General features: G+C 61.7%; 14 protein-coding genes. 5 read left to right on the top strand and 9 right to left on the bottom strand.

Going from position 1 to position 13096, the window contains the following annotated elements; translation table 11 throughout:
• Positions 1-332: 332 nt before the first annotated feature.
• From B2D37_RS13640 to B2D37_RS13625, 4 genes are all read right to left on the bottom strand, one after another.
• Positions 333-1640, bottom strand: coding sequence for an NAD(P)/FAD-dependent oxidoreductase (locus tag B2D37_RS13640; protein ID WP_079203195.1), 1308 nt, complete (start codon positions 1638-1640; stop codon positions 333-335).
• A 63-nt stretch (positions 1641-1703) separates the two neighbouring features.
• Entirely contained in the window at positions 1704-1877 is a 174-nt protein-coding gene (locus B2D37_RS13635) for a DUF3094 family protein (protein WP_079203194.1), read from the bottom strand.
• Positions 1878-1959: 82 nt separating this feature from the next.
• Positions 1960-2454 carry an MOSC domain-containing protein gene (locus B2D37_RS13630; protein ID WP_079203193.1) on the bottom strand — a complete coding sequence of 165 codons (495 nt, stop codon included), beginning with the start codon at positions 2452-2454 and terminating at the stop codon, positions 1960-1962.
• Between the two features lie 78 nt (positions 2455-2532).
• Positions 2533-3162, bottom strand: coding sequence for a DUF1780 domain-containing protein (locus tag B2D37_RS13625; RefSeq protein WP_079203192.1), 630 nt, complete (start codon positions 3160-3162; stop codon positions 2533-2535).
• 612 nt (positions 3163-3774) lie between these two features.
• On the opposite strand from B2D37_RS13625, the gene B2D37_RS13620 reads away from it, so the two are divergent.
• Both B2D37_RS13620 and B2D37_RS13615 read left to right on the top strand, forming a co-directional pair.
• On the top strand, positions 3775-4464 hold the full coding sequence (locus tag B2D37_RS13620) for an energy-coupling factor ABC transporter permease (RefSeq protein ID WP_079203191.1): 690 nt from the start codon (positions 3775-3777) through the stop codon (positions 4462-4464).
• Between the two features lie 158 nt (positions 4465-4622).
• Positions 4623-4838, top strand: coding sequence for a hypothetical protein (locus B2D37_RS13615; protein ID WP_079203190.1), 216 nt, complete (start codon positions 4623-4625; stop codon positions 4836-4838).
• A gap of 82 nt (positions 4839-4920) precedes the next feature.
• On the opposite strand, the gene yacG is transcribed toward B2D37_RS13615, so the two are convergent.
• The 5 genes from yacG to pilB all read right to left on the bottom strand — a co-directional run bounded on the left by yacG (position 4921) and on the right by pilB (position 11092).
• A complete protein-coding gene (gene yacG, locus B2D37_RS13610) occupies positions 4921-5127 on the bottom strand; it encodes a DNA gyrase inhibitor YacG (RefSeq protein WP_079203189.1) in 207 nt (68 codons plus the stop codon).
• Complete coding sequence (gene coaE, locus B2D37_RS13605) at positions 5124-5732, bottom strand: dephospho-CoA kinase (protein ID WP_079203188.1); 609 nt, start codon at positions 5730-5732, stop codon at positions 5124-5126. Before coaE ends, yacG begins: the two co-directional genes overlap by 4 nt.
• Before the next feature lie 1559 nt (positions 5733-7291).
• Positions 7292-8161: an A24 family peptidase gene (locus B2D37_RS13600; RefSeq protein ID WP_154067091.1), complete on the bottom strand. Its 870-nt coding sequence runs from the start codon at positions 8159-8161 to the stop codon at positions 7292-7294.
• Positions 8162-8164: 3 nt separating this feature from the next.
• Complete coding sequence (locus B2D37_RS13595) at positions 8165-9385, bottom strand: type II secretion system F family protein (protein ID WP_079203187.1); 1221 nt, start codon at positions 9383-9385, stop codon at positions 8165-8167.
• Between the two features lie 3 nt (positions 9386-9388).
• Positions 9389-11092, bottom strand: coding sequence for a type IV-A pilus assembly ATPase PilB (gene pilB / locus B2D37_RS13590; protein WP_079203186.1), 1704 nt, complete (start codon positions 11090-11092; stop codon positions 9389-9391).
• Between the two features lie 232 nt (positions 11093-11324).
• Between pilB and B2D37_RS23985 the strand changes: the two genes are divergently transcribed.
• From B2D37_RS23985 to B2D37_RS13580, 3 genes are all read left to right on the top strand, one after another.
• The gene (locus B2D37_RS23985; RefSeq protein ID WP_079203185.1) at positions 11325-11510 is read left to right on the top strand and encodes a prepilin-type N-terminal cleavage/methylation domain-containing protein; all 186 of its coding nucleotides are present in this window, start codon (positions 11325-11327) and stop codon (positions 11508-11510) included.
• 14 nt (positions 11511-11524) lie between these two features.
• Complete coding sequence (locus B2D37_RS23120; protein ID WP_154067090.1) at positions 11525-11983, top strand: hypothetical protein; 459 nt, start codon at positions 11525-11527, stop codon at positions 11981-11983.
• Between the two features lie 302 nt (positions 11984-12285).
• A complete protein-coding gene (locus B2D37_RS13580) occupies positions 12286-13095 on the top strand; it encodes an ABC transporter permease subunit (protein WP_256573079.1) in 810 nt (269 codons plus the stop codon).
• Position 13096: the final 1 nt, after the last annotated feature.

Below are 13096 nucleotides of genomic sequence, written 5' to 3'. Positions count from 1 at the left end.
CTGCCTGCGGCGAGCGACACCCTGCGGGTTGTGGATGGCCCCAGATTCGGCGGTCCGTATGTAGGGCGGCCTCGGAGCGCCGCGACAGCCCGCCAGCTTTTGTGCCGCGCCGATTAAACCAATGGTGCACTGCCTGCGGCGAGCGACACCCTGCGGGTTGTGGATGGCCCCAGATTCGGCGGTCCGTATGTAGGGCGGCCTCGGAGCGCAGCGACAGCCCGCCAGCATTTGTGCTGCGCCGATAAAACCAATGGTGCACTGCCTGCGGCGAGTAACACCATACGGGAGCGCAGGGCCAGCGAATGCATCTGCCCCTGCGTCCCGTATATCGCTCAGTGCAGTTTCAGGCGAGGCTCGGTGCTGCGGCCGATGCGGTCGCTGAGCATCAGCAGCAGGGTGCGCAGCGGGCCGTACAGCGCCATTTGGTGCATGCGGTAGAGCGAGACATAGAACACCCGCGCCAGCCAACCTTCGAGCATCACGCTGCCGGTGAGGTTGCCCATCAGGTTGCCGATCGCCGAAAAGGTCGACAGCGAGATCAACGAACCGTAATCGCGGTAGCGGTATTCCGGCAGGGTCTGGGCTTGGTCGTCGATGCGCAGTTTCAGCGACTTGGCCAGCAGCGAAGCCTGCTGGTGAGCGGCCTGGGCGCGTGGCGGCACATTGCGGCCTTCGCTGCCGGGTTGCGGGCAGGCGGCGCAGTCGCCGAAGGCGAAGATATTGTCGTCGCGGGTGGTTTGCAGGGTAGGGCGCACCTGTAGCTGGTTGATCCGGTTGCTTTCCAGGCCGTCGAGGTCCTTGAGGAAGCCGGGCGCGCGAATCCCCGCGGCCCAGACCTTGATGCTGGCGGTGATGATGTCGCCTTGGGCGGTGTGCAGGGCGTCGCGGGTCACCTGGCTGACCGAGGCGTTGGTCATGACCGTCACGCCGAGGTTTTCCAGGGTCTTGTGCACCGGTTTGCCGATCCGCTCCGGCAGTGCGGGTAGCACCCGGGGTCCGGCTTCGATCAGGGTGATGCGCATGTTTTCCGGGTGGATGCTGTCCAGTCCATAGGCCGCCAATTGATGCGCCGCATGGTGCAGTTCGGCGGCCAGTTCCACGCCCGTGGCGCCAGCACCGACGATCGCCACGCTGATCTGCTCGGTGGTATCGCTCTGGCTGGCGTGGGCGCGTAAATAGTGGCTGAGCAATTGGCTATGGAAGCGCTCGGCCTGTTCGCGGGTGTCGAGAAACAGGCAGTGTTCGGCGGCGCCAGCGGTGCCGAAATCGTTGGTGGTGCTGCCGACCGCGATCACCAGGCTGTCGTAGCCCAGTTGCCGCTCGGGCACCAGCATCTCGCCGCGCTCGTCGAGCGTCGTGCTGAGGGTGATGCGCTGCTCGGCCCGGTCGAGCCCGGTCATGCGCCCGAGCTGGAACTCGAAGTGATTCCACTTGGCCTGGGCCACGTAGTTCAACTCGTCTTCCGAAGAATTCAACGAGCCGGCGGCCACCTCATGCAGCAGCGGTTTCCAGATATGCGTCAGGTTGGCGTCGATCAGGGTGACTTTGGCTTTACCGCGTTTACCCAGAGTTCTACCCAGGCGGGTAGCAAGCTCCAGGCCGCCGGCACCGCCGCCGACGATCAGGATTCGATGGGACATGGATCACTCTCACAAGGCTTGGAAAAAAATTCGGCAAGTCTGGCTGGGCGAGCGCGAAGCAGCTCATAGCACCAGGCGACTCAGAAGACGGCTCAGCAGGCCTAGGGCGATCACCACGCCGACAATGATCAGGAGCAAGCGCCACACCTTGAAAGGTTGACGTTCGACTTGATGTTGCGGGGCACTCAGGTACTGGTCGACGAGCTTTTGATCATCGGGACTCAGGCGGCTGGACATAGGAACCTCGAGGGATCAGGCCGTGGGAAAACACTGCGGTTCTCGGCCGGCCTGTGGATGGTGGCTATTCTAGCCGTGGCGTTCACAAAGGCTCAACGCACAGGTCGTCATTCAGACGAATAATACCGCCTTCCAGTACGCGGGCGGTGATGCCGCCATGGCCGCGCACCGCCTGGAAGGTACCTGGTCCCAAGCGTTCTTCGAGCCGCGCACAGGGCTGGCACCAGCCGGTGGTTTCCAGCACGGCCTGGCCGATGCGAAAGCGCCGGCCCTTGAGGCTGAACAGGTTGATGCCACTGATGGCGATATTGCGGCGCAGATCCTGCGGCTGGATCGGTTGTGTGGCGGTGCGACCGAGCAGGGCGCCGATCACCGCCAGGTGTTCCCACTGGATCAGGGTGACCTGTCGCGCATTGCGTGGCCCGGGACGGCTGTGGTCGCCGGTCAGGCCGGCTTCATGGCGCGCCTCCACCGCGTCCAGTGCGAGCATGGCGCCGCGCGAGGCGGGACGTACGCCAATCCAGCGCACCTGGCCACGTTGCGGTACGGCCGCTAGCAGTTCTTGTAATGGACTCATGGCGGCTCAGTGTCTCTCGCGTGCTGTCATCAGGCGGGCCGGATTGCAGGAGTCTGGCATGCCATTGCAGGGTATTCATCACAGGCTGATGCCGACATCGAACAATACGCTGCGGCCGAGGTTGTTGCGCAGAAAATCTGGCGCATCGGGGTGAGCGAACAATACCCGGGCGAAGGTCGGGCCGACCAGCGACAGCGAGCGCCAGCCCTGGCGCAGGAACTCGGTGGGCGGCGGGAAGTGGCTGTTGAAGTCGGGGACGGCGCGTTTCAGGCTGACGAACGCCAGCATGTCCAGTTCGCCAAGGTCGAGGCCGCGTTCGCTGTAGTTGTGCGCTTTCTTGCGCAGGGTCGTCGCCAGGCGTGCCTGCAGCTCGGCGGCCCCGATGCGTCTGGGTTTGGCTTCGCGCTTTACCAGTTGGCTGAGTGAGAAGGCACTGCGCCGGCGTTCCAGCTCGGCGCGCCACTCCTCGGTGAGGCGCCGGCCTTCGTCGAGTACGAAAAACACCTCGAAACTGGCCTCGCGAAACAGTACGTCTGGCGGTTCCTGCTCGGCCGCACTGAACTCCTCGAGTCGATGGCTGACGTTCAAGGCTTGCAGCAGGCGCTGGCACACCCAACGCTCACGCTCCCACTTGCGGGCGTTGGAAAGGAATTCATTAGCCTGCTCGGCCTGGTGCGTGAGCAAGCGCAGGTAGTCGGAATCATCCATGCCTACAGCTTAGCCCGCAGTCGTGGGGGCTTGGTACCCCTTGGATGAATGCGATGTTTCATGCTCTAGCGGCCCTGGCGATATTTCGGGCGTAGGGCGGCTTCGGAGCGCAGCGACAGCCCGCCAGCTTGTGTGTCGCGCCGATAAACCATCGGTGCACTGCCTTCGGCGAGTGGACCCTGCGGATCGCGAACCATCCCGGATCGGGCGGGTTGCTCAATAGCGTGGGACGGTCCGGGCGGAGCTCTGATCGAAGGTAGGGCGGCTTCGGCGCGCAGCGACAACCCGCCAGTTTGTGTGCCGCGCCGATAAACCATCGGTGCACTGCCTTCGGCGAGTGGACCCTGCGGATCGCGAACCATCCCGGATCGGGCGGGTTGCTCAATAGCGTGGGGCGGCCCGGGCGGCGCTCTGATCGAAGGTAGGGCGGCTTCGGCGCGCAGCGACAACCCGCCAGTTTGTGTGCCGCGCCGATAAACTATCGGTGCACTGCCTTCGGCGAGTGACACCCTACGGAGTGCGAGTTGTGCCTGATCGGTCGCGCCGTTTTTTTCGCCGCATGAGCGCCGGTGTAGACTGGCTGCGTTCATCATTCAGGCGTAGGCGCTACCTATGATTGCTGCCGAACTGCTCTCGCCCGTCAGCCAGATGATTGGCTGGGCACTTTATCTGCCGCTGCTGCTCTGGGCCATATGGCGGGCGCCGTGGCTGGAGTTGTTCAGCGACCTGCGGCGCCAGCACTTGGTCTGCGGGACGGTGCTCGCCCTATTTGTGCTGTGGTTGGTGCGCCGCGATTTCGATTCGGGGTTGTCTTACCATGTCATCGGCATGACGGCGGTGACCCTGCTGCTCGATTGGCCGCTGGCGATCCTCGTCGGGTTTGTCGCCCAGCTCGGCATGCTCCTGTTGGGCCGCCAGGACTTGGCCGCGTTGGGCGTGAACGGTGTACTGCTGGTGTTGATTCCGGTGCTAGTCACCGAGCGCTGTGCGCTACGGGTCGAGCGCGCGCAGTCGCGCAATCTGTTCGTCTACATCTTTTTTAGCGGCTTCTTCCCTGCGGCCCTGGCCGCCTTGCTGTGCATCCTGGCCGGGCTGGGAGTGTTGTGGGTCGACGGCTTGTTCCCGATGCCGCCCTGGCTCGAGGATTTCGTCGGCTACCTGTGGCTGGTGATCTTTCCCGAGGCGTTCATCAATGGAATGCTCGTTACCGCGCTGGTGGTGTTCTATCCCGATTGGCTGGAAACCTTCAATCGCTCACGCTACCTGGCGGCCCCCTGGAAGGACGACAACCAGCCGCGTTGATGGCGCCAGCTTCAGCAAACTGATCGGGGTTGGTGTGTTGACCCAGATCAACAGGCCCAACCTTCAGCCTGCCAGGCTCTATCGACGAGGTGGGGTGGTTCGGGCAGTCAACCACCGTAATTACCTCCCCCTGCGATTACAACAGCGGAGACAATCTCATGGGTGTACACGAGTGGGCCAAACAGCAAATCGAACATAACCTGCACCAGGCGCAAGAGCAGGGTTTCGATCCCGCGCTCGGCTTGCGCGCCTTGCTCGGCGCAGTGGTGGCGCGCAGCCGTGTCGAGCGCGATGGCAAAGACCTGGCTGCCGAACTGCAATTCCTTGCCGACAACCTGGACGATGAACGCGACTACGGCTTCATGCGTCCCTGATCCTCGCTGGACCGCTCCCGCACCATGCCATCGGCCGTAGGGTGCGCCTCACGGCATGGGCTTATTGGCGCGGCTCCAGTCGTCAGTGCTGGCGCGGCGGCTGATCCAAATCGCTGGAGAACAGTTCGTCTTCCAGGTTGTCGCCGGGGATAGCGTGTTCTTCCGAGGCCCAGGCGCCGAGGTCGATCAGTTTGCAGCGTTCCGAGCAGAAGGGGCGTTGCGGGCTTTGCGGCCCCCATTCGACCGGGGCGTTGCAGGTGGGGCATTTCACGATGGTGGGTTGGCTCATGGTTGGCCTCCGCGCAGGGTCAGGTAAAAGGTGTGTAGGCGTTCGACTTCGCTTTTCAGCCAGGCCAGGTCGCGGTCATTCAGCAGCACATCATCGGCATGCTGCAGACGTTGTTCGCGGCTGGCCTGGGCCTTGAGAATCGCCTGCACCTGTTCGGCCGAGCTTCGATCGCGCTGCATGGCGCGTTGCACTTGCAATTGCTCGGGGGCGTCGATCACCAGCACGCGCTGGGTCAAGCTCTGCTGGCCGGACTCGACCAGGAGCGGCGACACCAGAATCGCGTAAGGCGACTCGGCGCGCGCCAGGTATTGGCTGATTTCCTGGCCGATCAGCGGGTGCAGCAGGGTTTCCAGCCAGCGCCGCTGCTCGGAGTTCTCGAAAATCAGACCGCGCAGCGCCACGCGGTCGAGCTGGCCGTCAGGCCGCAGCACCCCTTCACCGAAGTGCTCGACGATCTTGGCCAGCGCCGGCGTGCCCGGCTCGACCACCCAGCGCGCCGCATGATCAGCATCGACCAGATGCACGCCTTGATCGATAAAGTGCTGGGCGACTGCGCTCTTACCGCTGCCAATACCGCCCGTTAAGCCAAGAATCCAGGGTTTCATCTTCGGGTGCGGCTCTCATTGGCCATAAACAGGGCAACAATTGTAGAGCAGGAGCCGGCGCCCTGGCGAATCAGGCGGCCAATGCGGTGTGAGCCGCTCTTGTAGGAGGGCCGCCCCGGCGCGATGCTTTTGCTGATTGGGCGGTCCGGGCGGCGCTCCGCTCGGAGGTAGGGCGGTCCGGGCGGCGTTTCGTTCGGCGGTAGGGCGGTCCGGGCGGCGTTCCGTTCGGAGGTAGGGCGGCCTCGGAGCGCAGCGACAGCCCGCCATTTTTGTGCGGCGCCGCCGAACCATCGGTGCACTGCCTGCGGCGAGTGACACCCTACGGATCGCGAGCCATCCCAGATCGGGCTGATTGCTCAAGGCTGTAGGGCGGCTTCGGAGCGTAGCGACAACCCGCCAGCTTTTGCGCAGCGCCGAACAACCATGGTGCACTGCCTGCGGCGAGTGACACCCTACAGATCGCGAACCATCCCAGATCGGGCGGATTGCTCAAGGCTGTAGGGCGGCCTCGGAGCGTAGCGACAGCCCGCCAGCTTCTGCGCTGCGCCGAACAACCATGGTGCACTGCCTGCGGCGAGTGACGCCCTACGGATCGCGAGCCATCCCAGATCGGGCGGATTGCTCAAGGCTGTAGGGCGGCCTCGGAGCGCAGCGACAGCCCGCCATTTTTGTGCGGCGCCGCCGAACCATCGGTGCACTGCCTGCGGCGAGTGACACCCTACGGATCGCGAACCATCCCAGATCGGGCTGATTGCTCAAGGCGGTAGGGCGGCTTCGGAGCGCAGCGACAACCCGCCAGCTTCTGCGCCGCGCCGAGCAACCATGGTGCACTGCCTTCGGCGAGTGACACCCTACAGATCGCGAACCATCCCAGATCGGGCGGATTGCTCAAGGCTGTAGGGCGGCTTCGGAGCGTAGCGACAGCCCGCCAGCTTCTGCGCCGCGTCGAGCAACCATCGGTGCACTGCCTGCGGCGAGTGACACCCTACGGATCGCGAACCATCCCAGATCGGGCTGATTGCTCAAGGCTGTAGGGCGGCTTCGGAGCGCAGCGACAGCCCGCCAGCTTCTGCGCCGCGCCGAGCAACCATGGTGCACTACCTGCGGCGAGTGACACCCTACGGATCGCGAGCCATCCCAGATCGGGCTGATTGCTCAAGGCTGTAGGGCGGCTTCGGAGCGCAGCGACAACCCGCCAGCTTCTGCGCCGCGCCGAGCAACCATCGGTGCACTGCCTGCGGCGAGTGACACCCTACGGATCGCGAACCATCCCAGATCGAGCTGATTGCTCAAGACCGTAGGGCGGCTTCGGAGCGCAGCGACAACCCGCCAGCTTTTGTGCCGCGCCGAGCAACCATCGGTGCACTGCCTGCGGCGAGTGACGCCCTACGGATCGCGAACCATCCCAGATCGGGCTGATTGCTCAAGGCTGTAGGGCGGCTTCGGAGCGCAGCGACAACCCGCCAGCTTTTGCGCAGCGCCGAACAACTATGGTGCACTGCCTTCGGCGAGTGGCACCCTACGGATTGTGGGTTGTTCAGGGTTGTAATCAGCTTGTCTTAGCCGAACCCGGCAAACTGCAGGTAGGTCCCGGTGATCTGCTCGCCCCAGAGCAGGGCGATCCAGCCGGCGATGGCGAGGTAGGGGCCGAACGGGATCGGTGTGCTGGTTTCGGCATTGCGCAGGCGCAGCATGAGCAGCCCGAGCACGGCGCCAACCAGCGACGACAGCAGGATGGTCAGCGGTAGCACTTGCCAGCCGCCCCAGGCGCCGAGCATGGCCAGCAGCTTGAAGTCGCCATAGCCCATGCCTTCCTTGCCGGTCACCAGCTTGAACAGCCAGTACACCGACCACAGGCTCAGGTAGCCGCCAATCGCGCCCCACAGCGCGGCTTCCAGGCTGGTGAACACGCCGAAATAGTTGGCGATCAGCCCCAGCCACAGCAACGGCAGCACCAATGCGTCCGGCAGCAGTTGATGGTCGGCGTCGATCAGGCTCATCGCCAGCAGGCCCCAGGTCAGCAGCAGGATGCCGGCGGTCTGCCAGGTAAAGCCGAAGTGCCAGGCCACATACGCCGAAAGCAGCCCGCAGGCCAGTTCCACCAGCGGGTAGCGCAGGCTGATTGGCGCCTTGCAGCTGGAGCATTTACCGCGCAGGAACAGGTAGCTGATTAGCGGGATATTCTCCCAGGGGCGAATCTCGTGGCTGCAGTGCGGGCAGCGCGAGTTGGGCAAAATTAAATTGAACAGCGGCGCGTCCGGCAGCGCCGGCAGCTCAAGGATTTCCCGGGCCTGGGCCTGCCAGTCGCGTTGCATCATCACCGGCAGGCGGTACACCAGCACATTGAGAAAGCTGCCAATCAACAGCCCCAGCACCAGGCAGGCCAATGTAAAGGCCGGCAAGTCGCCGGCCAAAAAATCTAGAGCCATGAGTTAGCCAACCACCGCGCCCAGCTGGAAGATCGGCAGGTACATGGCAATGATCAAGCCGCCGACCAGCACGCCGATAACCGACATGATCATCGGCTCCATCAGCGTGGTCAGGTTGTCGACGGCGTTGTCCACCTCGTCCTCGTAATAACCGGCGACCTTCTCCAGCATCTCGTCCAGCGAGCCGGACTCCTCGCCGATGGCGGTCATCTGAATGGCCATGCTCGGGAAGATCCCGGTGCTGCGCATCGAGAAGTTCAGCTGGGTACCGGATGACACATCATTGCGGATCTTGTGCACGGCATTGCGGAACACCACGTTGCCGGTTGCCCCGGCCACCGAGTCGAGCGCCTCGACCAGCGGCACCCCGGCGGCGAAGGTGGTCGCCAGCGTCCGCGCGTAACGCGCGACCACCGCCTTGTACATTATGTCGCCAATAATCGGCGCCTTGAGCAGGGTGCGGTCGAGGAAGTCGCGGAATTTTTCCGAGCGTTTGAAGACCCATTTAAACGAGAAGGCGATGGCGAATATGCCGAAAATAAACATGAACCACCATTCCTGCAGCCCGCGCGACATGTTCACCACCACCTGGGTGAACGCCGGCAGTTCGGCGCCGAAGCCGGCGAACACGCTCTCGAATTGTGGTACCACCTTGATCAGCAGAATCGCCGTGACGATCACCGCCACCACGATCACCGAGATCGGGTAAGTCATGGCCTTCTTGATCTTGGCCTTCAGCGCTTCGGTTTTTTCCTTGTAGGTGGCGACTCGGTCGAGCAGGGTTTCCAGTGCGCCGGACTGTTCGCCGGCGTCAACCAGGTTGCAATACAGGTCATCGAAGTACAGCGGCTTCTTGCGCAGCGAGGCGGCGAAGCTGTTACCCGCAGCAACCTCCTGCTTAACCTCGTCAATCAGCTTGCGCATATTCGGGTTTTCAAAACCCTCGCCGATGATGTCGAACGACTGCAGCAACGGCACCCCGGCCTTCATCATGGTGGCCATCTGCCGGGTGAACAGGGCGATATCCATCGGCTTGATCTTCTTGCCGGCGCTGAACAGCGACATCGGCTTCTTGCGCACCTTGAGCGGGTTGATGCCCTGCTTGCGCAGCTGCGCCTTGATCAGGGCAGGTGACTGCCCGATCAATTCGCCCTTCATCTTGCCGCCTTTCTTGTCGGTGCCTTCCCAGACGAAAACGCTGGTTGCTAGTGCTTTGGCCGCCATCAGTTAGTCCTTTGTCACGCGGTTCACTTCTTCGAGGCTGGTGATGCCCTGCATGGCCTTGAGCAAGGCCGAGGTACGCAGGTCATTGAAGCCGTCTTTGCGCATTTGCACGGAGATATCAATGGAATTACCTTCCTCCATGATAATCCGTTGCAATGCAGGCGTGTTTTTAACCACTTCATAAATTCCGATACGGCCCTTGTAACCGCCGTTGCAATTTTCGCAGCCGACCGGGCCGTAAATCTTGAAACTGCCGAGCTGGTCTTGCGGGAAGCCTTCCTCGAGCAGGGCCTCGCGCGGGATCTGCACTTCCTTCTTGCAGTGGCTGCACAATTTGCGCGCCAGGCGCTGGGCAATGATCAGGCTGACCGAGGTGGCGATGTTGAACGAGGGCACGCCCATGTTGCGCAAACGCGTCAGGGTTTCCGCGGCGCTGTTGGTGTGCAGGGTCGACATCACCATGTGCCCGGTCTGCGCCGCCTTGATCGCGATGGAGGCGGTATCCAGGTCGCGGATTTCGCCGACCATGATGATGTCCGGGTCCTGACGCAGGAAGGCGCGCAGCGCGGCGGTGAAGTCCATGCCCTGCTTGGGGTTGACGTTGACCTGGTTGATACCCTCCAGGTTGATTTCCACCGGGTCTTCGGCGGTGGAGATATTCACGTCCACGGTATTGAGGATGTTCAGACCGGTGTACAGCGACACCGTCTTGCCCGAGCCGGTCGGTCCGGTCACCAGGATCATGCCTTGCGGTTGTTTGAGCGCCGCCATGTACAGGTCTTTCTGCCCAGGCTCATAACCCAGCGCATCGATGCCCATCTGTGCGCTAGAGGGGTCGAGAATCCGCATCACGATCTTCTCGCCCCACAGGGTCGGGCAGGTGCTGACGCGAAAGTCGATCGACTTGGTCTTCGAGATGCGCATCTTGATCCGCCCATCCTGCGGTTTGCGCCGCTCGGAAATATCCAGCGCGGCCATCACCTTCAGGCGTGCCGAGATCCGCGGTGCCAGTTGGATCGGCGGCCGGGCGATCTCCTGCAGAATGCCGTCGGTACGAAAGCGCACCCGGTAGGCCTTCTCGTACGGCTCGAAGTGCAAGTCCGAGGAGCCGCCCTTGATCGCGTCCAGCAGCATCTTGTTGACGAAGCGCACCACCGGCGCGTCGTCGGCACTTTCGCCGGCGACCCCCTCTTCCTTGTTGTCATCCACCGCCTGCACGTCGAGGCCGTCGAGGTCGACGTCGCCCAGGTCATCCATGCCGCTGTTGGCCGCCTCGAAGAACTTGTCAATGGCATCCCCAAGCTTGTCGTCCTCCACCAGCAGCGCTTCGGTACTCAGTCCGGTGCTGAACTGGATATCGGTCACTGCCTGGTGGTTGGTCGGGTCGGACAGGGCGACGAACAGCTTGTTGCCACGCCGGTACAGCGGCAGCACGCGGTGCTGGCGACACAGCTTCTCGCTGACCAGGTCGTGCGGCTGGCTGTCCTTGTCGATGGCCTTGAGGTCGCACAGCGGCACGCCAAACTGCTCGGAGGCGATTTCCGCCACTGCCCGGCTGCTGGCCAGCTTGTTCTGCACCAGGTAGGACACCAGCGGGATCTTGTTACGCAGCGCCTGGGCCTGGGCCTGGGCCGCGGCGCGTTCGTCCAGCAGTTCGGCGTTGACCAGTTGTCGAGCCAGGCCGGTCAGATTCGGAGCTTCGTTCATTGCAGCCTGCTAATCGAAGGGAGGCGGATGCTGCTGACTTATAGCCTAATCGCGCGCCAAGCCCAAGTGCGGCAGTTGTGCCTGACAAAAAACGTCAGTTGTTGCCGTGCTCGGGGCCAATGATTGGGGGCGGTGGAGATAAAGTCCCTTGTGCAGCGAGTTATGTAGAGTTGGCACGGCATCTGCTTTGTCGTATGCAGGTCGCTGACCTTAATCACACAGGAGCTTGCCCATGAAGTCTCTCAAGAAACAAAAAGGTTTTACCCTGATCGAACTGATGATCGTGATTGCAATTATCGGGATTTTGGCTGCTATCGCTATTCCGCAGTTTAATGACTACCGCGCGAAAGCGAATGACTCCCTGGCTCTTGCTGACAACAAGAATATGGTTACGTCGTTTTCTGCAGCAATGCGATAAGGAGGAGATAAAAAATGAAAAAGCTAATTCTTAGTGTTGGTATCCTTGCTTCTTTCTGCGCCTCCACTGCTTTCGCTACTAACAACGCGGCTGAGGCTATTTCTAGTGGTAATCTCATCGTTCTGACTGATTGCGATCTGTTGGCCGATGACGTAACGCTAAATCTTTCTAATGGTGTTCTCGCCAACTATTTTTGCCGCCTTCCTGTTCCGGGTACGCCTGGTGAAGTTGTGGTTGCTACATGTCACGAAAATGGCAGGACGTCAACTCGTACTATTGAATCGGTCTGCACGAATACAACCCCTGTCCCTGCAGGTCAGGTTGCGTGCGCGGATCCGACAATTCCCTTTAACACTGCAACAAGCCAAGGCGCCTCCATTTTTCAGGGGCGCACTTCCGGTGGTTCGATTGGGCCAACTGCCCTTGATGGTGCGGTGTGCACTGCTGCTGGTGTAGCTACGCGTTCAAATTAAGGTTCATGTAGTGTAGAAGGAGAGGCTTTGCTTCTCCTTCTTTAATTTTGAATTTCAAGTTTTTCTTGCCGTTGTTACCCTTATGAAGAAATCGGGGTAAAGTCGACTTTCTCTTGATTTTCTCGGCTAGCAGAACGCTCTTTAAGTCGTTTTTTCTGTTAGAAATTGCGCCAAAGATGCTGCCGTGCTGTGACTTGAGTTATTGTTGGAGTAGTGACAGTTCAGTCGGCTTGAGTGGCGTCGACTATCTACTCTCCGTTTGCGATAATATTTACCTCCTCATGAATTTCTGATGGCTGCTTATGTTGTTTTTTTCTGATTTATTAGTCGGCCTTCGTCTGGCCATGCGCGCCAGCTATCTATGGCTAGCTGGCTGTTCATTGCTGGTGCTGGCCTTGGCTGTGCTGATGGCGGCCCAGTTCAGTGGTCGCCAACCTGCCACAGTAGCGCTGGATGTTGGTCTGTCGGTGATGCGCCTGCTCTTGCCGCTGGTGCTGGTGCTGATGACTCAGGAGCTGCTCTCTCGCGAGTTCGATCGGCGCTATTTTCTCAACTCCCTGACCTACCCGCGTCCACGGCATAACCTGTTGCTCGGCCGCTTTCTTGCGGTTGCCACCTTGACCCTTGGCCTGCTGTTAGCGATGGCGCTGCTGTTGGCGCTGCTGGTCGGGCTGGTCGGCCAGGGCTACGCGCAGGGCACGCCGGTGGCGCTGGGTCAGCACTATTTGGTGACCATTGCCTTTGTCGGGGTGGATCTGCTGTTGCTCACCGCGCTGGCCTGCCTGCTCGCCGTGGTCGCCTCGACCCCCAGTTTCGTCTTGATCGGCACCTTCGGTTTTATGTTGGTGTCACGTTCTTTTGCCTCCATTGTCGAATTGCTCAGTCGGGATGCTGGGGTAGTCGGCGATGCCGAGAGCTATCGCGCGGGTGTTGGCCTGCTCGGTTATCTGCTGCCGGACCTGGGGGCGCTGGATGTACGCATGGTCGCACTCTACGGCAAGATGGAGCTCCTTCCCGCTGACTGGCCCTGGCTGCTGCTCTCCAGTTTGGCGTATATAGCCGCCTTACTGGCGCTGGCGGTCTGGGCGCTGCAGCGCAAGCGGTTTGCCTGAT

Source organism: Pseudomonas sp. CC6-YY-74, assembly GCF_002025205.1.
Lineage (GTDB): Bacteria > Pseudomonadota > Gammaproteobacteria > Pseudomonadales > Pseudomonadaceae > Aquipseudomonas > Aquipseudomonas paeninsulae.
Note: the sequence above shows the minus strand (reverse complement) of the source record. Positions and strands in the feature narration are given on the sequence as shown.

Coding starts and splice junctions, on each gene's coding strand:
- B2D37_RS13615 (WP_079203190.1), top strand. CDS start 4,623: ATGGGTGTACACGAGTGGGCCAAACAGCAAATCGAACATAACCTGCAC.
- B2D37_RS13640 (WP_079203195.1), bottom strand. CDS start 1,640: ATGTCCCATCGAATCCTGATCGTCGGCGGCGGTGCCGGCGGCCTGGAG.
- B2D37_RS13580 (WP_256573079.1), top strand. CDS start 12,286: ATGTTGTTTTTTTCTGATTTATTAGTCGGCCTTCGTCTGGCCATGCGC.
- coaE (WP_079203188.1), bottom strand. CDS start 5,732: ATGAAACCCTGGATTCTTGGCTTAACGGGCGGTATTGGCAGCGGTAAG.
- B2D37_RS13630 (WP_079203193.1), bottom strand. CDS start 2,454: ATGAGTCCATTACAAGAACTGCTAGCGGCCGTACCGCAACGTGGCCAG.
- B2D37_RS23985 (WP_079203185.1), top strand. CDS start 11,325: ATGAAGTCTCTCAAGAAACAAAAAGGTTTTACCCTGATCGAACTGATG.
- pilB (WP_079203186.1), bottom strand. CDS start 11,092: ATGAACGAAGCTCCGAATCTGACCGGCCTGGCTCGACAACTGGTCAAC.
- B2D37_RS13595 (WP_079203187.1), bottom strand. CDS start 9,385: ATGGCGGCCAAAGCACTAGCAACCAGCGTTTTCGTCTGGGAAGGCACC.
- B2D37_RS13625 (WP_079203192.1), bottom strand. CDS start 3,162: ATGGATGATTCCGACTACCTGCGCTTGCTCACGCACCAGGCCGAGCAG.
- B2D37_RS23120 (WP_154067090.1), top strand. CDS start 11,525: ATGAAAAAGCTAATTCTTAGTGTTGGTATCCTTGCTTCTTTCTGCGCC.
- B2D37_RS13620 (WP_079203191.1), top strand. CDS start 3,775: ATGATTGCTGCCGAACTGCTCTCGCCCGTCAGCCAGATGATTGGCTGG.
- yacG (WP_079203189.1), bottom strand. CDS start 5,127: ATGAGCCAACCCACCATCGTGAAATGCCCCACCTGCAACGCCCCGGTC.
- B2D37_RS13600 (WP_154067091.1), bottom strand. CDS start 8,161: ATGGCTCTAGATTTTTTGGCCGGCGACTTGCCGGCCTTTACATTGGCC.
- B2D37_RS13635 (WP_079203194.1), bottom strand. CDS start 1,877: ATGTCCAGCCGCCTGAGTCCCGATGATCAAAAGCTCGTCGACCAGTAC.